Here is a 17953-nt window from a genome sequence, read left to right on the forward strand (position 1 = left end):
CTCTCACTCCAATGAAGATTTATCTTCTTTATCTAAATGATCAAGTGTTGAGCCATCGATGGCATTGATCAAATATTCTTCTTCCGTCTTTTTCTTTGAACCGGCTGTTACGGTTTCAAGTTCCACTCGCCATACAGGCACCATGACTTGTGTGCTTGCACCTGGATATTGTGTATAGTAGCCTAGCTCTACCTTTTTCACCGTTGAGTTCGGACTCAACATGTTTTGCGTATACAAGTCCTTCACTGTTTCAAGCGCTGGGACAAGCGTTTCTTTTCTGACTTCATTGATGGATGTCACCATTGACTGTTCGTACGAAACAACTTCGTTTTGATCGTTCACATTCAACGTGATTTTTCCAATGTTGTCTGTATCGTCTAAGCCTTCTTGGAAAATGTATTTTCCTTTATAGGTTTGAAAAAAGACGATTTTCCCTGCCTCTTCATCGATACTCCAAAGCTTATAGTTCTTTCCATCCAACAAACGCTGGTTCACTAAGTTGGTGACTGCTGTTTTCATATCCTTTTTTGGCAAAGCGATCGGATCATTAAACGTCATCTCAAGCAACGTAACAGGATCATCTTTTTCTGTTTTCGGGAATGTGCTCTTGGTCTTTTGATCGATTAACCCGTCCACATCCTTTTTCGTGAATTGCCTTTTTTCAGCTGTAATACGGTATCCGATCTTCGCTTCATCTGATAGATTACCATATTTGATCCCATCTGCCTTCATTTCTTCCAATGTATCGGTCTTTTCTATGATGGCAAAATGGTCGGTTGATCGTTTTTCAAAGTATTGAAAACCAAGAAAGATGTCGAGAACGAGAAAAGCCACAATGAAGATCGTTTTGGTCTTATTCCACTCCATTCTTCTCGCTCCCCTCTGCCAACAAGTCATTCGACAACATGACGATCTTGCCATTATATTTCATACACCATACCGGCTCCAACCAAACAAACATGGTTTGGTCTTGATCTGATGCAGTGGAAGTCGCTTGATACGACGGGAAAATTTGTTCAATTTTCTCCAGATCATATGTCGACTGCTTGATAATCAAGTCCTTCAGCTCTGTTCCATTCATCAGCTTCACCTGTTGCCTCTGACTCGCCTTGTTGCCAAGAATATAGTTTGGACGTTTGTAGTTCAAGATATCTTCATTCGCCCATTGCACTTCAAGGGAAGTCATCCCGAACGGGTGCTGGGTGCTGTTGATGATTGGCAAACCATCCATAAACATGTGGAAGGACAACTGTTGATTACTATTAATACCGAAGTATTGATAATTATCAGTAAAGCTTCCCGTGTCATTGAAATATTTCACACTTCGCTGGATCAAATCTCCCGTTTGGAAGACGGTACTAGCGTTGATATTGCGCTGTTGATATTGGATGCGGTGATCTTTTTGATTTGCTTCCAGACGACTTGTCCCATCTGTATACACCGTCCGATTTAAATTAGACTCCTCACCGACAAGACTCGGATCATTGAATAAGGCATCCTTGAATATGCTTGTCTTAATCGTCTCGATAAAGAACATTTTTGATTCAAGCTGCATTTGCTTTCTCGGCAGTAGGAAATCTCTTTTAGAATTAGTCGAGAACGTATATAAGTCATAACGCGGCATCTCGTTTTGAGCGGCTGCGATACTGTTCATTAGATTACGGTAATTGGCGGACTCTATGGTCAGCTCAAGCACTATTTCTTTGCTGTATAGAACCAAATATACTTTCTTGTTGTCCTTGTCCTGCTGTTCAAAGGGAACAATCATCCGATCAAATGAGTTGTATTCAATGGATTTATTCGGCCATTTAAACAGCGCTTGGAATATATCAATAGGGATAGGATCATTGAATACAAGATCCAATGTCTTTCCTTGCCCCCCACTTCCATAGAAGAAATTCTTAAATCTTTGCTCGGAATATTGATCCGACACATCCTCAATTTCTTTGGCATCCCAAAGGCTCACATCATTCCAAAAGTTTTGAAAGAGCTCCTTTTGATCCACTTTCACATGCTCGCCATTCGAATGGATGAACATCTCTCGGGGCTTTACAACCTCAATGAGACTGCGAGGCTCGTCGCTTGAAATCTTCTTCTTCTCTACGACCTTAGTGCCGGCATCTGCCTTGTCCTGCATGACAGGCTGGAACATCCAAATATTCCACGTAAACACAAGACTGATCGCAATTAGGATTGTCAGTAATATCGTTTTAAAGGTCTCACGCTTCATCCCAATCATCCTCTTGTTCTTCATTGTACGGAAGAGTAAAGGTCACAGTCGTTCCTTTCCCTTCAATGCTGTCAGCCCAAATATCTCCACCATGAGCCTGAACCATTTCTTTTGCAATGGCAAGACCTAGACCGGTACCGCCAAGCTTTCTTGTTCTCGCTTTATCCACTCGATAAAAACGTTCAAATATTTTATCCATATCCTTTTTCGGGATACCGATTCCTTCATCTTTCACACTGAATAACACAAGACCTTTTTCCTCATCCAGATCGGCTGTGAACGTAATATGCCCACCCTCTGGTGAATACTTCAAGGCATTTGAAATGATGTTATCAAGTACTTGTGTAATTTTATCTTGGTCAATTTCAACATACACTTCACGTTGCGTCAGGTTACGGATGAAGTCGACATGCTGCTCCTTCGTCATTTCAAATCGATCGATAACAAGTGAGATGAATTTGATGAAATTCGTCCACTCACGATTGAATTGATAATCCTTGCTATCAAACTTGGAAAGCTGCAACAGGTCATTAACTAGTCTAATCATGCGCTCTGTTTCATTTTGAGTGACGCCAAGGAATCTTGGGGCCAGCTCTTTATCTCCAATTGCACCCTCTGCCAATGCTTCAAGATAGCTTCGCATCGTCGTTAACGGCGTACGAAGTTCATGGGATACATTCGCAACGAATTCGCGGCGTTCAGCATCAATTTTCTCTTGCTCTGTGACGTCATAAATGACCGCAATTAACCCATCAATCTTCCCGTGTTCTTTCTGAATCACAGAGAAATTGACACGTAACACCGATAGCTGATCTTCTCGTTCAATTTCAAGCAACATGGAATCTTGATTTTCGACCAAGTCTTCGAATGTATGAGTTTCTTCTAAACCAAGCAATGACGTGATAGGCATTTCTAGTGCCGTTTCACGTGAAACATTCAAGAGCTCTAGTGCCGGGCTGTTCAATAGGATAATGGCGCCGTTTTGATTCGTTGCAATGACACCATCGGTCATATAGGCAATAACAGAAGATAGCTTTCTCCGTTCACCCTCTGTCATCAGCTGCGCTTCTTCGAGTTCTCTCGTTAAATAATTAAACGTGGTCGCAAGCTGGCCAATCTCATCATGTCCATACTTCCGAACCTTTCGAGAAAAATTCCCTTTCGCAAGCTCAATTGCTTGTTTCCTCATATCCGAAATTGGATGGGTAATCGTCCTAAAGATAAAAATACCAAGTAAAGCCGTCGTCCCCAGTGCGATCAGCGTCCCTGTAGCCAAAATGGTATTGATAGTTCGCATTTGATTAAAAACACTTTCCATAGAAGAGACAACATAAATCACACCCACTGTCTCTTGATTCTCATTCTTCACGGCTGTAGCTGAAATACGCACTCGTTTATTAGAAGATGGGTCATAGAATTTCTTCTCGTAATCTTTGCCCACCGCAAATATACGGCTAATGATTTGATCGGTGATTTTTTTACCGGCAATCTCTTGGTTGCCATTATTCACAGAGGCGATCACTTCTCTACTCTCGTCAATATAACTGACTTCTGAGATTTCATTAGACTCATCTTTGTTGTTAAAATCGTTTAATATCTTTTGAGCATCCTCTTTTAATTCAGCCTTACTTTTCGTTGAATCCTGTTCTAAGTAATACGATAACGAGTAGATTCGCTGATTCAAGGAATTATCATAGGAATTAATTAAGGACTGCTCTAGCTGTTTTACAAAGTACACACCAATGATCTGCATAGCAACAATGATCAGCAGTATGTAGATTAATGTCAATTTGAAGTGAATCGTGCGAAAAAACCCTACTTTACTCATAAGAATCTTAGTCCTGTTCTGGGTTTCTTAAATAGTAGCCAACGCCTCGTCTTGTCACGATCCAGCTTGGGTGACTAGGGTTGTCTTCAATTTTCTCACGAAGACGACGGACTGTGACATCCACTGTACGGACATCTCCAAAGTAATCATATCCCCAAACCGTTTGCAGTAAGTGCTCACGTGTCATGACTTGTCCGATATGCTTCGCTAAATAATGAAGTAATTCGAACTCACGGTGCGTCAATTCAATCGTTTCTTCTCGCTTCGATACGACATACGCATCTGGATAGATCACTAGTGAACCAACTTCAATATCATTGGATTCAGCTTCTTCCTCTGCCTGTGGAGTAGCCGTCTGTCTTCTGAGATTCGCTTTTACACGTGCAAGCAGCTCTCGTGTGCTAAATGGCTTCGTCACATAATCATCTGCACCAAGCTCAAGACCGATCACCTTATCAATTTCTGAATCCTTCGCTGTCAGCATGATAATAGGCATGTCATATTTCTTTCTCACTTCACGACATACTTCGACGCCATCTTTGTTTGGCAACATGATATCGAGCAAAATGATATCCGGTTTAATTTCTTCGACCATATCAAGGGCTTCATTGCCATCATACGCACAATGCACTTCATAGCCCTCTTTTCTTAAGTTAAATTCCAATATATCAGCAATCGGTTTTTCATCATCTACGACAAGAATCTTTTTTTCCATTATGATTTCCTCCTGCATTTTTAGCATCTATGTCACTCAATTTTGCATGTTTGATCAGGCCCTTTTCTTTTTTTAAAAAAGGCTCACTGTCTATTATAACGTTTTACGAGGCAAAGATAAAAACAATAACGGCTTTCTTTTCTAGTGAACGCTTGGAAGAGACATGATAAACAAAAATGATTGGCTTTTTCCTTTTTTATTGAAACTTTTACACGCATCAAACGTCTATATGATTGTAACGTCTTCTTCTTATGGAGCCGGGCCCTACCTAGGCCCGGCTTCTCCCTTTTTATATGTTCTTTACATAATAAAAACGCACCTGCGATTGCAGATGCGTTTGGAAGTGGCTCGGGACGGAATCGAACCGCCGACACACGGATTTTCAGTCCGTTGCTCTACCAACTGAGCTACCGAGCCATCATGAAGATGATAAATATGTAAATGGCGGTCCGGACGGGACTCGAACCCGCGACCTCCTGCGTGACAGGCAGGCATTCTAACCAACTGAACTACCGGACCTCAGTAACTTGCTCGAAAAAGCAATCGTGGTGCTCTCCCAAGCAAGTGAGGAAAAATTAGCTTAACGCTAAAGTAAATCAATGACCCGTACGGGATTCGAACCCGTGTTACCGCCGTGAAAGGGCGGTGTCTTAACCGCTTGACCAACGGGCCAAAACATGGTGAGCCATGAAGGACTCGAACCTTCGACCCTCTGATTAAAAGTCAGATGCTCTACCAACTGAGCTAATGGCTCTCGGTTTGCAAAAGTGAATCTGAAGAAGCCGTATTGCGTCAAACCAAAAGCTTTCAAAAAAGCTGGAACATCGCATCCTAACAAGTTTCAGAGACCTTTATAACAACGAGATTTATAATATCATAGAGTAATTACATATGGCAATACGTTTTTCGACATTTTTTAAAAAAAGTGTCTGATTTGATGTCTCCTATCATAATGTCTATCTCCTAAGCGGTCTCCACAACACACGGAAACGTTTTATTCCGCACATAAATGGTTATACATAAAACAAGGTGATATTGAAAAGGAGGACATAAGATGAGTTCATTTCAATTAGGAGATAAGATGCCGAATTTCTCGTTACCAACAGTGCAGGGGGATCATATCGACTTTTATCAGCACTTGGAGGAGCATCAAAGCTGGCACCTCATCATTTTCTTTAGAGGATCATGGTGCCCAGTATGTGTGGAAGAATTAAAAGAACTAGAAAAGCAGCAATCGTATTTTCAAGATAAAAACATTCATTTGATGGCGATTTCGACGGATCAGCCTGATCATTTGAAAGAATTCGCTGATAAAGAGGGACTATCCTTCCCTATCATGTCTGACCAAGACCTCACATCATTAAAAGCATACGAGGTCTTCTATCACGGGGAAGATGCACCTTATAAAGATCATGGTGTACACGGAGAACCAGCCTATTTCTTATTAAATGAAAAAGGTCAGGTACTCTATCAGCAGAGACAAACAAGTCCATTTGGCAGACCGCACGCCAACGAACTACGCAAAATCATCCAGTACATTCGTAAAAACCTAAAAGGCCAATATCAATCATTAAAATAAAAAAGAAGCTCTCGTGATGGGAGCTTCTTTTTTTATGATTGTCTTTTGTTCAACAGCCATTCTATTAAGAAAAACACGAGGAGACCTGCGATTAATAGGATAAAAGTGACCGGTGGTCTATCACCTTGCATATACGAATAAATCGCATGACATCCCAATGCCAGCATATAAAAGATACACGCAAAACCAGCTGCTTTTTCTGCGTTTACCTTCTCCTTTTCAGTCATTTTTCTAAAAAACAAATGGATCACTCCATTCTGATTTGTGAATTTATTGGGATGTTGATTTTTTCAACAAACCGATCAGCTTCTTCACCTGTTCATCCTGTCCAACAGCGATCTTAACCACTTTCGGTTGATCAATGATACGTGTTGTCTCTTGTTCAAGAACCTCGGTCTCCATGTCTGGTGATGCATCCCATCTTAAAGGCACTTGATAGAGATTGACTGTCCCATCTCCATTCGAATGATAGGTGACTGAGCCATCCACTAAGCGTGAACCTGCTAGTTGAACAACGTCTTCTGGATAACGGGCTCCGTGAGGTAAATCAGGATTGACGAGCGCACCCTTTTGTATTTTTTTCACGTTTAACTCGTCGATTGCCTGATTTGCTCCTAATTGAAGCCAAACACGTGCATATTCAATCTCTTCAGCTGAATAACCTGACCGCCAAGGCCTAATCCCCAGCTATAAAATAGAATCGAACAGATTACATTTTGCAGGATGTAACAGCTTAGCGCCATTTTTCCCACATGCTCCATCCAAGTCCACATCCACCACGATTGAGTTCGAGCCAAGAGCTTGGCAATGATCGCTATATAAAAGATCGAGAGGAATGGTGAAAAGACGTAGCGCACGACGAATTCCACTAATTCATTCGGCACAAAGATAAGGGCGTTAAGCGGTATTCCAATCCAAAGACCGATTCGGAACAGTGTGTCCCGCAACGATCGTCCTCGCTCATTTTCATAAAATACACCCGCTCTCATCATCCGAACACCTAATAAAAACAAAAAGGTATTCATTGGAATGATAAAAATGGCTTCTTCTCTGTACAGCAAGAAATACTGTAACCGTTCTTGAACCTGTGCTATCCACGTTTCCGGAAGCTGTTCCTCTAGCATTGGCTCGCCAGTTTGATCATAGGATGCTTCTTCCGAAGGTGAAAACACCATGAGTGCGGATATGACGATGAGATGAAGAATACCAAAGAAGATCATGCCTTTTTTGATGCGACGAGTCCCTCCACGTACAATAAATGCCACGAGTAAACCAGTGACAGCGTAACTCATGAGCACATCATATTCCATCACAAGTGCAAAATGGATAAAACCTTCTATAAACAAAAACAAAAGAATCCATAAATATGTGCCTGGCCAAGGTGCATTTTTCCTTTTGGCCTGCTGATATTTCAGCTCTAATCCAACACCAAACATAATGGTCAATAGTGACAGCATCTTGCCATAAACAAGCATCAAGACAATCCTTTCAAGGACACTACCGTTTTCATACTCATAAGCAATTTGGTCTGTCGCAAAGGTATTCCCTGCATAGCCAAAAAACCAAATATTCGTCCCTAATGTGCCTAATATTGCAAAGCCTCGTAAAATATCTAATAATCGTATTCTTTCTTTCACATGAACGCTCCTTCCCCTATATACAGTTATCATATTTTGGTAATATCGGGAAGTTGGTTTCACTGAAATTAAGAAATTTTTAAACAAAAAAACACTAGTAAAATGTGTCATTTCACTAGTGTTTTTTTTCATCTATATGACTTGTTTATGGACGGTACACGCTACGGACAACATTCGTTTGTGAACGATCTGGTCCGACTGAGAAAATCGAAAGTGGAATACCTGTTAATTGTGAAATACGCTCTAAATAATGACGCGCATTTGCAGGTAATTCACTTAGGTTTTTCACACCTGTAATATCTTCAGTCCAGCCCGGCATTTCTTCGTAGACAGGCTCACATTTCGCTAATTCATTTAAGCTTGCTGGGAATTCTTCTGTGATTTCTCCGTTCAATTTATAAGCGACACAGATTTTCAATGTCTCAATTCCTGTCAGTACATCGATTGAGTTGAGAGATAAATCTGTTATACCACTCACGCGGCGCGCATGACGAACAACGACACTGTCAAACCAACCAACACGGCGCGGGCGTCCAGTTGTCGTACCATACTCACGGCCAACCTCACGAATTTGATCACCAATGTCATCATGAAGTTCTGTAGGGAACGGGCCATCTCCAACACGTGTTGTATAAGCCTTTGACACACCAACGACATGTTGAATTTTCGTAGGACCAACACCAGAACCAATCGTGACTCCTCCAGCAACTGGATTCGATGATGTCACAAATGGATATGTCCCTTGATCAATATCAAGCATGACACCTTGTGCACCTTCAAACAGAACGCGACGACCATCATCTAATGCATCATTCAATACAACAGACGTGTCCACGACATATTTTTTCACTTGCTGACCATATTCATAATACTCGTCTAAAATATCCTCAATTTTGAAGCCTTCTGTGTCGTACATTTTTTCTAAAAGACGATTTTTCTCTTCTAGATTACGAGCAAGCTTCTCTTCAAATACTTCACGATCTAATAGATCTGCGACACGGATACCGATACGAGCTGCTTTGTCCATATAAGCGGGTCCGATTCCCTTTTTCGTCGTACCGATCTTGTTAGCCCCTTTCCGCTCTTCTTCTACCTCATCCAATTTTAAGTGATAAGGCAGAATGACATGGGCTCTATTGCTGATTCTGAGGTTCTCTGTACTCACATTACGTTCGTGAAGATACGCAAGTTCAGCGACCAATGCTTTAGGATCAACGACCATTCCATTACCGATGACACAAGTTTTCTCTTTATAAAAAATACCGGACGGAATGAGGTGTAGCTTGTAAGTCACTCCATCAAATTTGATCGTGTGACCTGCATTGTTTCCCCCTTGATAACGGGCAATCACCTCTGCATTTTCTGAAAGGAAATCGGTAATTTTCCCTTTCCCCTCGTCACCCCACTGCGTACCTACTACGACTACTGAAGACATTTCGTGCACCTCCGTTAACCTTTCAAAACGTTATCTCTATCAAACACGTTTATTTTATCAATGCACAATCAAAAAGTCAACGCCAAATCCGAACGTTAAAATCAATAAGTGGGATTTTGTTCGTTTTAATTAGGGGTAAAAGCGCTTTAATCGCTCCTTCCACACATAAAAGAGATGATTTTGAGTAAAAATAACTAATTATCATATTGTCAGGAGGAAAGTGGCCACGGCATCCATTTCTGTCTGTCGAAGCACACCACTTGCCCGCCTAGAGACATGCAATCCAAGCGATATTGGCTAAATTTGCGTGTCCCCCTATCAGCCCCCCAGCTCGGGAGTTTTACATAGGTGTAATGCCTTCTGAATTCATTAGTACAACTCGATACCCATCCGGATCTTCAATCGTCACTCCTCCTCGATCCCAGTATGGGTTAGTTGAAGTGACTTGCTTTCCACCGAATGAGATCAGCCTCTCGGTCATACTCTCAAACTCTTCTACTTCAGGAATATAGAATATTAGTAACTGTTCGGGATGTGGGACAGGTAGAGCCTCTTCTTCTTCATGTTTTGTAATCTCTAAATGCACATGCTGGTGAGGAAGTCCAAGCATGACGCCATCATATCCTTCATGCTGATCAAATGATCCGATTCGTTTGAGCCCTAGCCCTTCTTCATAAAAAGATAAAACCGCTTTCATATTGACTGTTGGACGTGCGATACGCAACTGTGCAGCCTGGAACTGTTGAAATTTCATCCGACATCGCTCCTTTCTCTTTTAAATATACGATCCTTACTTTCTTTCCTCCTCCTTGCTTGTCTTAAACAGAAAAAGCCCAGCTTGTTTGAGCTGGGCTTAGGCACCGGGCGGAACACCGGCATCGTCAAATCTCCTTTCGAGGTTGACGAATTTGTTATATTCTTTGACGAACGCCAGTGAGACAGTACCAACTGGACCGTTACGCTGTTTGGCAATAATAATTTCTATGATGTTCTTATTCTCTGATTCTTTGTCATAGTAGTCATCACGATAAAGGAAAGCCACGATATCGGCATCCTGCTCGATACTCCCTGATTCACGAATATCAGACATCATTGGACGTTTGTCCTGACGCTGCTCAACGCCACGAGAAAGCTGAGACAGGGCAATGACTGGTACTTCAAGTTCCCTTGCGAGTGACTTTAAGGCCCTAGAAATTTCAGAAACCTCTTGCTGACGGTTATCGCTTGATCGACCGCTCCCTTGAATGAGCTGCAAGTAGTCAATCAAGATCATGCCAAGACCGTTCTCTTGCTTCAAGCGTCGACATTTCGAACGAATTTCACTCACACGGATCCCTGGGGTATCATCAATGAAAATTCCACTGTTCGATAAAGAACCCATCGCCATTGTCAGCTTCCCCCAGTCCTCTTCTGTCAGATTACCGGTTCTTAAGTTCTGTGCATTGATATTCCCCTCTGCACAAAGCATACGCATGACAAGCTGCTCAGCACCCATCTCTAAACTAAAAATGGCGACACTTTCATCTGTCTTGGTCGCGACGTTTTGTGCGATGTTCAAGGCGAAGGCTGTTTTCCCTACTGATGGACGAGCCGCTACGATAATCAAGTCATTTCGCTGGAATCCAGCTGTCATCCGGTCAAGCTCAGAGAAACCTGTGGGAATCCCTGTAATATCGCCTTTTCGGTGATGTAGCTGCTCAATATTATCGTATGTTTGAACAAGAACGTCCTTGATGTTTTGAAAAGCCCCTGAGTTTTTGCGCTGCGCCACTTCCATAATGGTCTTTTCAGCATCACTCAATAGATCTTCTACTTCATCCTCACGCGTATACCCATCCTGTGCAATGGTTGTCGCTGTTCGAATCAGACGTCTTAATATCGATTTTTCTTCTACTATTTTTGCATAGTATTCAATGTTGGCGGCAGTCGGGACAGAGTTCGCAATATCCGTTAAATACGAAATCCCGCCTACCTCTTCTAGTAAATCTGTATTGGCAAGTTCAGACGTCACCGTGACAAGATCAACCGGTTCTCCCCTATCACCAAGTATCAGCATCGCATTGTATATCTTTTGATGCGACATTCTATAGAAATCCTCTGGAATTAATACTTCAGAAGCGAGCGTTAGCGCAGATGGTTCTAAAAAAACAGCACCCAATACGGCCTGCTCGGCTTCTATATTTTGCGGCGGCAGCCGGTCATCGAGAAGTTCCGTCATGCCAAGCACCGTCCTTTCATAAAAAAATACGCTACTCATCATTTTAACATTTTCATCACTAAAAAAGTGAAAAACATCAACTATAGTCAAAATTACCATGAGGATGATTGATTGAACAGTGTGTTTTTATATCAAAACATAAGTGTGCATGAAGATATATAAATATGTCCCTTTTTCTATATTCTGTTGTAACACCTTATATATCACAATTATTTACTTAAATGCCGATATATTAAATAATCATGATTTAAAAGGAGAATCAAAGTGAATATGAACACATCATACACATCAGCTGTTTCAAACAATCATAATCGTACGCACTTCAATAGCCAGCCAGCTATCCAAAGTACAAATGAGGTGATGACTGAATCTGATAGACGGATGAAAATACTCGATGAAAAATATCAAAAAATAAATGAACAAAATAAACGATTCAAAGATCCTCAAGCCCATATTTATGATAAGTATAAAAACCCTTACTCTCCTTATTTCAGAAGTGACCTAACCCATTTTGAAAGAGGCGCTGCTTACACAATGGAAATGAGTTGGGCAAGAAATAATAAAGGCGGACAATATGATTTTAATGATGCCATCTTCAGAAATGAACAACGGTACGACCCAACCCGGGAAAGCGTAGAAAAGAAAATACTCAATCGCCAAAAAGTGAATGAGCAATTACAAGCTTTATTCTCTGCCAACGGTTTGACCATTCCTAAAAACACAAATTTAACTTTTACCATTGACCCAAACAATTTTAAATTAGTCGTAAGTGGAACAAAAGACCAATCACTGATCAAACAAATAGAAGATATCTTACATACAAACAACAATACAAGAGAGTTATTTTTCCATATCATGAAAAGCAGATCGGACGATTCTACTCAATTCACAGCTGACACCCTTGCTAAGTTCCGTCTTGTCAATCAAATAAAGACAGTCACAGGCTACAATTTAAAAGATCTTAGCCTTGTAAACGGGCAATTTGTAACAGATAACGGAACAAATATTTTTGATATTTACAAAGAAGAACTCCTTAAAAATCCATACACAGCAGAACATGCGCGCATCGCCGCGTCACATTACGGTGCACAGCTATTTGATCTAGCGAAAAATGGGTTTGATTCTATTCCAGATTTGGTGTTATCCATTGGCTATCAAAACGGTTCTTTACAAGACATTGGTTAAATGGAGTTATGAAATGATAGAGTAAGAAAATACTAGGGGATATATATGCGTTTGAACAAATGATATCAATTAGTATAGACTTTCCGCCTGAATTTGAACTGTTTAATAGATATGTACGTGTCCAAGGTATGGGTATATACGGGTCACATGTGAAACTCCATTAAATATGAAATGATATAAGATTCATGCCAAACATGATCCACAAAGAAGAAAGGCTCTATGACAATACATGTCACAAGAGCCTTTCTTCTTTTTTAAAGTGGTCCATTCCTAAGCGTACAATGATTGTACAAAACATTCTCCCTCTTACGGTTGTACTGTAACGTTAAAGGGATGTCCCATGATCTTATTCAATTTCATCATTTCTACATATCTACTTATTTTCTTCACAAGTTAAACTTACAATGCTTGTACCATCTTGATGTGCCTTTCAATACACAAAATTAGAACTCATCAGTGACATCATATTCATAACTGATATCAGCGCTGACATTTCTCATAGTAGATTTCGCTGTAGCTTTTGCGTTGTACATAAAACTCCATTTTTGAGCCACTTTTAATTGATTTTCCAGAGAAATTCGATACGAACCTTTCGTTGCAGAGGAATAAAGTGATTGGTACCAAACATTGTTTTGACTAGCCATCAGGTTGTGTGTCACACCCCCTTGGTTAGGTGTTTGAGTGCTATTCGTCGAAATAGATTTAACAATGGCGTTTTTAGGAATAGAAGAATTGTTCGTTAAATCCATTGTTATAACAGAAGAATCAACGCCTGTTAGTTTCAAAGAAGTATTCCCAAAGTTGGTAGCGGTCCCCGTAAAATTGAACTTCCCATTACCAGATTTAATACGATCTTCAATTGAAACAGTAAAATACATATCCCCTGTATATGTACCTCGAGTCACTTTCACAAAATAAGTTTCTGAAGCAGATGTAACATCACCAGTATTAGCAAAAATAAATGGTGTAATTGAATCAGGGTTAATCACTCTGGAACCTGGCTTATTAGATTTCGAATTATACACCTCTATTTTCATACCCATATATTGCTTATTATACGAACTTCTCACATAAACCCTTTCACCTCTATTAATCGTGAACTGATAATATGCTTCATTTTCACCTTCTGGTAAGATTGTCGTATCTGGACGACTATATTTCCAATATCCCATTGAACTTGCTGTGTTCGGACTGTTATTCCCCGTAATCGCTGCTTCTGCTGAATTTGGCGTAATAAAACTGGTAACAATTACCAACAACAACACTGGAAATATAAAACGTTTTAAAATACTATTTGCCATAATTTACTCTCCCTTGTAATAATTCCTATATCAGTTCAATACTAACATATATTAACTAAAATGCCGATATATTAAATAATCACTACTTTTTTCAAAAAAGGAGAGTCAGAATGAATATTAATACGTCGTACACAGCAAATGCTTCAATCAATCCAAACAGAATGGACAATAATAGTCAACCAGCTATCCAAAGTACAAATAAGGTGATGACCGAATCTGATAAACGGATGAAAATACTAGATGAAAAATACCAAAAAATAAATGAACAAAATAAACGATTCAAAGATCCTCATGGTCATATATTTGATAAATATCGAAATCCATACTCTCCTTATTTCAGGAATGATCTAACTAAAGTGGAGAGAGAAGCGGCTTATACTATGGAAATTAGCTGGGCTAATTCTGGAAAAGGCGGACAATATGATTTTAATGATGCCATCTTCAGAAATGAAAAACGTTACGACCCTACCCAAGAAAGTGGAGAAAAGAAAATATTCAATCGCCAAAAGGTGAACGAACAACTGCAAGCTTTATTTTCTACCAATGGTTTAACCATTCCTAAAAACACAAATTTAACTTTTACCATTGACCCAAACAATTTCAAATTAGTTGTAAGTGGATCGAAAGACGAATCGCTGATCAAGCAAATAGAAGACATATTAAATTCAAACAACAACAATACACGAGAGTTGTTTTTCCATATCATGAAAAACAGATCCGATGACTCCAATCAATTCACAGCTGACACCCTTGCTAAGTTCCGTCTTGTCAATCAAATAAAGACAGTCACAGGCTACAATTTAAAAGATCTTAGCCTAGTAAACGGGCAATTTGTAACAGATAACGGAACAAATATTTTTGATATTTACAAAGAAGAACTCCTTAAAAATCCATACACAGCAGAACATGCGCGCATTGCCGGTTCACATTATGGTGCACAGCTTTTTGACCTAGCGAAAAATGGGTTTGATTCTATTCCAGATTTGGTGTTATCTATTGGCTATCAAAACGATTCTTTATATGACATTGGATGAACATGACTTGAATCATGATCATAAAGTCATCACGATAAACAAAGCACTGTGACAATAACGATCACAGCGCTTTGTTTATTCGTGTCTTTCTAAAGGTTATAGAAGGATTCCCACAATAAAACAAGAACTACCTAGGAGTGGAAATTAATTGGGTACGACATTTGCATTTAAGGAGGGGTTTACTTGTTATTTGTGGGGATAGCGATTTTAATTGTGATTGTCATATCAAGTACCATGATAGAGAAAAGTTTAAAATCAATAGAAAAACAAAATGAACTCATCATAGAGCTGTTAAAAGGAAAGAGCAATAAAGCCTGATTCATTGATGAACTTTTTTAGAAAACAGAAGAAGCAGACCTTTGCTGTCTGCTTCTTCTGTTTTTATGATCAATCATACAATGTGTTATAATATTTTTTAATTTATATCCAAAAATGGAAGGTTGAATCCGAAAATGAAACGAAAGAAATTAACGACTCCACAAAGGATGGCGATCATTGTCCCGTTTATCCTTGTGATGGCGTCCCTCTTACTATTTACCAAAGTGTCCTTTAACAATAAGGAAATTCGTACTCTCACCAATTCATGCTATGACGTGAATGGTTCTCCAGAAGTGGAATTAAGTTTTTTGAACCTAGATTACTCATTTCATTGTAAATAATCAGGAGTCTATCTAAAAAGCGCCAATTGGCGCTTTTTTCTATTCAGAAATTGTTACTCTTCACTAGACAGTTTCTTAATCAAGACTATTTCATCTCTAATTGGTATGCCATAATGGCCAATGAACGGGATCTCTGGTTTTATCTTTCTTGCCTTTTCTACGGCATTATTGATGATATGTGACAGAACAAATCCTCGTTTTTGAAAGAACTTTAAAGCATCTAAATTATCATTGGTTGTAACAAGTTGAAGGAGCTTACATGTCTCTTTTATAGCACGTTTTTCGACTTCCTGAATCAATGAGGTCCCTATCCCTTCACCTTCTTTGATACTATCTAATGAAATGATTTCGCATACCTGATCTTTGATGATGTATGTAATGAACCCCTTGATCTCTCCCTTTTCATCGATAACAGTCAATCCATCTAATGCACGACAATCATAAACCCCACTCGAAATGACCATTTCTGTCGTTCCCCAGTGTGTTTTGAAAAAATCGATTATTTGTTTTTGGGGTACATCCGTTACTGAATAGATTTTCATCACACATCCTCCTTTATTAAAATATTTCCATGTTCCTAAAATACATATAGAGCGGTCCCCTTATATGATATATTGGAACGTATAGATTGGAAAAGGAGGGATTAACATGAGACCTTTACAAATCTCTGCCGATACCGCGCAAAAGCTAGCTTCTTCACTCAATGTACCGATTGAACAAATCATGCACATGCCTCAGCATATATTAATCGCGAAATTAGCGGAACTTGAACAGCAGAAAAATCGCTCTACTGAATAGATATAAAGGAGTTTAACCTAGATGAAACAACAACTAGAACAATCAAAAATGAACCCTCGCACCACAGGGCAAACCATATTACTGATTGCTGGTATTTTACTGATTGCCTTTAACTTACGCCCTGCTATTACATCAGTTGGCCCTGTCATCGGTTCCATTCGTTCCGATTTGCACCTCTCAAATGGACTAGCAGGCTTTCTCACTACATTGCCGCTTCTCTCATTCGCATTGCTTTCTCCAATAGCTCCTAAAGTCGCAAAACGCCTTGGAAATGAACGAACCCTATGGCTTGGATTGGCTGTTTTATTGTTTGGAATTGTCATTCGTTCATTCGGATCCATTACTTTCTTAATGATTGGAACCGCCTTAGTCGGAGTCGGTATTGCGATTTGTAACGTGCTTTTACCTGGATTGGTCAAACATAAATTCCCTGCACATGCTGGGTTGATGACGAGTGTGTATACGACCTCTATGTCAGTCTTTGCTGCGCTTGCGTCAGGTGTGAGTGTTCCACTTAGTCAAGCAATGCCAGGCGGATGGAATACATCATTCCTTGTTTGGGGTGGCATTACACTCATCGCAATGATGGTCTGGGCACCACAGTTACTTCACCAAAATACAAAAGTAACTCGGAACGTCTCAATCACCGAACAGCCAATTTGGCGTTCACGTGTCGCATGGCAGGTCACCTTTTTTATGGGTTTGCAATCATTCCTTTTCTATAGCTCTATTGCATGGTTTCCTGACATTTTGGCTTCACATGGGATGAATGTATCGACGGCTGGATGGATGCTGTCGATTATGCAATTTGCTGGTCTCCCATCCACCTTTTTAGCGCCTGTTTTAGCTGAAAAACTAAAAACACAAAGGCCAATTGTCTTTGGCATTATTGTTGTGTATTTGCTAGGTATGATTGGGCTTCTCATTGGAGGTTCTACACCTATCCTTGTGATTTCCGTGTTATTGACCGGCATTGGGCAAGGTGCCAGTATTAGTCTCGCCCTTACATTGATCGGATTGCGGACGAGACATATGGAACAAGCGGCAGCTCTCTCTGGCATGGCACAATCTCTTGGTTATTTATTAGCGGCTGTTGGACCGCTCTTAATCGGGGTTCTCTTCGACATGACACATTCATGGACACCTTCGATTATCATCTTTATTGTCGTACTCTTTTTCATGTTTATATCTGGTATGCTTGCCGGACGGAATGTGTATATTTCAGATGCATCTTAAAGAAAAAAACCCGCCTCAAGTAGTAGACTAACCTAGTCAAATGGGACATAAAAAAACACCCTTCTAGTGATACACTTAAACAAAGTGTTAATTAGGAG

19 protein-coding genes and 4 tRNA genes are annotated in these 17953 nt (G+C 40.0%); 7 read left to right on the plus strand and 16 right to left on the minus strand.

Translation table 11 applies throughout. From position 1 onward, the window contains the following. Window positions 1-3 precede the first annotated feature (3 nt). The 8 genes from AB1K80_RS13450 to AB1K80_RS13485 all read right to left on the minus strand — a co-directional run bounded on the left by AB1K80_RS13450 (window position 4) and on the right by AB1K80_RS13485 (window position 5527). Window positions 4-867, minus strand: coding sequence for a two-component system regulatory protein YycI (locus AB1K80_RS13450; protein WP_412857195.1), 864 nt, complete (start codon window positions 865-867; stop codon window positions 4-6). Further along, entirely contained in the window at window positions 854-2230 is a 1377-nt protein-coding gene (gene yycH, locus AB1K80_RS13455; RefSeq protein WP_412857197.1) for a two-component system activity regulator YycH, read from the minus strand. Before yycH ends, AB1K80_RS13450 begins: the two co-directional genes overlap by 14 nt. Beyond that, window positions 2220-4058: a cell wall metabolism sensor histidine kinase WalK gene (gene walK, locus AB1K80_RS13460; RefSeq protein WP_412857198.1), complete on the minus strand. Its 1839-nt coding sequence runs from the start codon at window positions 4056-4058 to the stop codon at window positions 2220-2222. The genes yycH and walK overlap by 11 nt, the downstream gene beginning before the upstream one ends. A gap of 7 nt (window positions 4059-4065) precedes the next feature. Then, window positions 4066-4773, minus strand: a complete 708-nt coding sequence (yycF, locus tag AB1K80_RS13465; protein WP_412857199.1) for a response regulator YycF — start codon at window positions 4771-4773, stop codon at window positions 4066-4068. Between the two features lie 344 nt (window positions 4774-5117). After that, window positions 5118-5190: transfer RNA gene (locus tag AB1K80_RS13470), tRNA-Phe, on the minus strand. A 25-nt stretch (window positions 5191-5215) separates the two neighbouring features. Then, window positions 5216-5292: transfer RNA gene (locus AB1K80_RS13475), tRNA-Asp, on the minus strand. A gap of 81 nt (window positions 5293-5373) precedes the next feature. Further along, a tRNA-Glu gene (locus AB1K80_RS13480) sits at window positions 5374-5445 on the minus strand. A 6-nt stretch (window positions 5446-5451) separates the two neighbouring features. After that, window positions 5452-5527 (minus strand) — tRNA-Lys (locus AB1K80_RS13485). 300 nt (window positions 5528-5827) lie between these two features. On the opposite strand from AB1K80_RS13485, the gene AB1K80_RS13490 reads away from it, so the two are divergent. Beyond that, a complete protein-coding gene (locus AB1K80_RS13490) occupies window positions 5828-6352 on the plus strand; it encodes a peroxiredoxin family protein (RefSeq protein ID WP_412857200.1) in 525 nt (174 codons plus the stop codon). 32 nt (window positions 6353-6384) lie between these two features. Here AB1K80_RS13490 and AB1K80_RS13495 read toward each other — a convergent pair whose 3' ends face one another. The 6 genes from AB1K80_RS13495 to dnaB form a co-directional block, all read right to left on the minus strand. After that, on the minus strand, window positions 6385-6594 hold the full coding sequence (locus AB1K80_RS13495) for a hypothetical protein (protein ID WP_412857201.1): 210 nt from the start codon (window positions 6592-6594) through the stop codon (window positions 6385-6387). Window positions 6595-6622: 28 nt separating this feature from the next. Then, complete coding sequence (locus AB1K80_RS13500; RefSeq protein WP_412857203.1) at window positions 6623-6937, minus strand: hypothetical protein; 315 nt, start codon at window positions 6935-6937, stop codon at window positions 6623-6625. Window positions 6938-6966: 29 nt separating this feature from the next. Then, window positions 6967-7989 (minus strand): DUF418 domain-containing protein, encoded by a 1023-nt coding sequence (locus tag AB1K80_RS13505; RefSeq protein ID WP_412857204.1) that lies wholly within the window; start codon window positions 7987-7989, stop codon window positions 6967-6969. Window positions 7990-8134: 145 nt separating this feature from the next. Beyond that, entirely contained in the window at window positions 8135-9424 is a 1290-nt protein-coding gene (locus AB1K80_RS13510; protein ID WP_412857206.1) for an adenylosuccinate synthase, read from the minus strand. 340 nt (window positions 9425-9764) lie between these two features. After that, the gene (locus AB1K80_RS13515) at window positions 9765-10178 is read right to left on the minus strand and encodes a VOC family protein (protein WP_412857207.1); all 414 of its coding nucleotides are present in this window, start codon (window positions 10176-10178) and stop codon (window positions 9765-9767) included. Between the two features lie 99 nt (window positions 10179-10277). Further along, window positions 10278-11642, minus strand: coding sequence for a replicative DNA helicase (gene dnaB / locus AB1K80_RS13520; RefSeq protein WP_412857208.1), 1365 nt, complete (start codon window positions 11640-11642; stop codon window positions 10278-10280). A 264-nt stretch (window positions 11643-11906) separates the two neighbouring features. Between dnaB and AB1K80_RS13525 the strand changes: the two genes are divergently transcribed. Next, on the plus strand, window positions 11907-12827 hold the full coding sequence (locus tag AB1K80_RS13525) for a DUF4885 family protein (RefSeq protein ID WP_412857210.1): 921 nt from the start codon (window positions 11907-11909) through the stop codon (window positions 12825-12827). Between the two features lie 443 nt (window positions 12828-13270). Here AB1K80_RS13525 and AB1K80_RS13530 read toward each other — a convergent pair whose 3' ends face one another. Further along, window positions 13271-14128, minus strand: a complete 858-nt coding sequence (locus AB1K80_RS13530; RefSeq protein ID WP_412857212.1) for a hypothetical protein — start codon at window positions 14126-14128, stop codon at window positions 13271-13273. Between the two features lie 110 nt (window positions 14129-14238). Between AB1K80_RS13530 and AB1K80_RS13535 the strand changes: the two genes are divergently transcribed. The 3 genes from AB1K80_RS13535 to AB1K80_RS13545 all read left to right on the plus strand — a co-directional run bounded on the left by AB1K80_RS13535 (window position 14239) and on the right by AB1K80_RS13545 (window position 15821). After that, entirely contained in the window at window positions 14239-15162 is a 924-nt protein-coding gene (locus AB1K80_RS13535) for a DUF4885 family protein (protein ID WP_412857213.1), read from the plus strand. A 183-nt stretch (window positions 15163-15345) separates the two neighbouring features. Further along, window positions 15346-15480, plus strand: a complete 135-nt coding sequence (locus AB1K80_RS13540; protein ID WP_412857219.1) for a hypothetical protein — start codon at window positions 15346-15348, stop codon at window positions 15478-15480. A gap of 134 nt (window positions 15481-15614) precedes the next feature. Then, window positions 15615-15821 carry a hypothetical protein gene (locus AB1K80_RS13545; protein WP_412857214.1) on the plus strand — a complete coding sequence of 69 codons (207 nt, stop codon included), beginning with the start codon at window positions 15615-15617 and terminating at the stop codon, window positions 15819-15821. 53 nt (window positions 15822-15874) lie between these two features. On the opposite strand, the gene AB1K80_RS13550 is transcribed toward AB1K80_RS13545, so the two are convergent. After that, complete coding sequence (locus tag AB1K80_RS13550; protein ID WP_412857215.1) at window positions 15875-16363, minus strand: GNAT family N-acetyltransferase; 489 nt, start codon at window positions 16361-16363, stop codon at window positions 15875-15877. A gap of 106 nt (window positions 16364-16469) precedes the next feature. On the opposite strand from AB1K80_RS13550, the gene AB1K80_RS13555 reads away from it, so the two are divergent. After that, a complete protein-coding gene (locus tag AB1K80_RS13555) occupies window positions 16470-16619 on the plus strand; it encodes a YycC family protein (protein ID WP_412857216.1) in 150 nt (49 codons plus the stop codon). A gap of 21 nt (window positions 16620-16640) precedes the next feature. After that, entirely contained in the window at window positions 16641-17855 is a 1215-nt protein-coding gene (locus AB1K80_RS13560) for a CynX/NimT family MFS transporter (RefSeq protein WP_412857217.1), read from the plus strand. Window positions 17856-17953: the final 98 nt, after the last annotated feature.

The organism is Bacillus sp. 179-C3.3 HS (assembly GCF_047229225.1).
Lineage (GTDB): Bacteria > Bacillota > Bacilli > Bacillales > Bacillaceae > Bacillus.

Excerpts from the sequence above, each read along its gene's own strand:
- AB1K80_RS13530 (WP_412857212.1), bottom strand. The coding sequence starts at position 14,128 with ATGGCAAATAGTATTTTAAAACGTTTTATATTTCCAGTGTTGTTGTTG.
- AB1K80_RS13510 (WP_412857206.1), bottom strand. The coding sequence starts at position 9,424 with ATGTCTTCAGTAGTCGTAGTAGGTACGCAGTGGGGTGACGAGGGGAAA.
- AB1K80_RS13490 (WP_412857200.1), top strand. The coding sequence starts at position 5,828 with ATGAGTTCATTTCAATTAGGAGATAAGATGCCGAATTTCTCGTTACCA.
- yycF (WP_412857199.1), bottom strand. The coding sequence starts at position 4,773 with ATGGAAAAAAAGATTCTTGTCGTAGATGATGAAAAACCGATTGCTGAT.
- AB1K80_RS13450 (WP_412857195.1), bottom strand. The coding sequence starts at position 867 with ATGGAGTGGAATAAGACCAAAACGATCTTCATTGTGGCTTTTCTCGTT.
- AB1K80_RS13550 (WP_412857215.1), bottom strand. The coding sequence starts at position 16,363 with ATGAAAATCTATTCAGTAACGGATGTACCCCAAAAACAAATAATCGAT.
- AB1K80_RS13535 (WP_412857213.1), top strand. The coding sequence starts at position 14,239 with ATGAATATTAATACGTCGTACACAGCAAATGCTTCAATCAATCCAAAC.
- AB1K80_RS13545 (WP_412857214.1), top strand. The coding sequence starts at position 15,615 with ATGAAACGAAAGAAATTAACGACTCCACAAAGGATGGCGATCATTGTC.
- walK (WP_412857198.1), bottom strand. The coding sequence starts at position 4,058 with ATGAGTAAAGTAGGGTTTTTTCGCACGATTCACTTCAAATTGACATTA.
- AB1K80_RS13555 (WP_412857216.1), top strand. The coding sequence starts at position 16,470 with ATGAGACCTTTACAAATCTCTGCCGATACCGCGCAAAAGCTAGCTTCT.
- AB1K80_RS13515 (WP_412857207.1), bottom strand. The coding sequence starts at position 10,178 with ATGAAATTTCAACAGTTCCAGGCTGCACAGTTGCGTATCGCACGTCCA.
- AB1K80_RS13560 (WP_412857217.1), top strand. The coding sequence starts at position 16,641 with ATGAAACAACAACTAGAACAATCAAAAATGAACCCTCGCACCACAGGG.
- dnaB (WP_412857208.1), bottom strand. The coding sequence starts at position 11,642 with ATGACGGAACTTCTCGATGACCGGCTGCCGCCGCAAAATATAGAAGCC.
- yycH (WP_412857197.1), bottom strand. The coding sequence starts at position 2,230 with ATGAAGCGTGAGACCTTTAAAACGATATTACTGACAATCCTAATTGCG.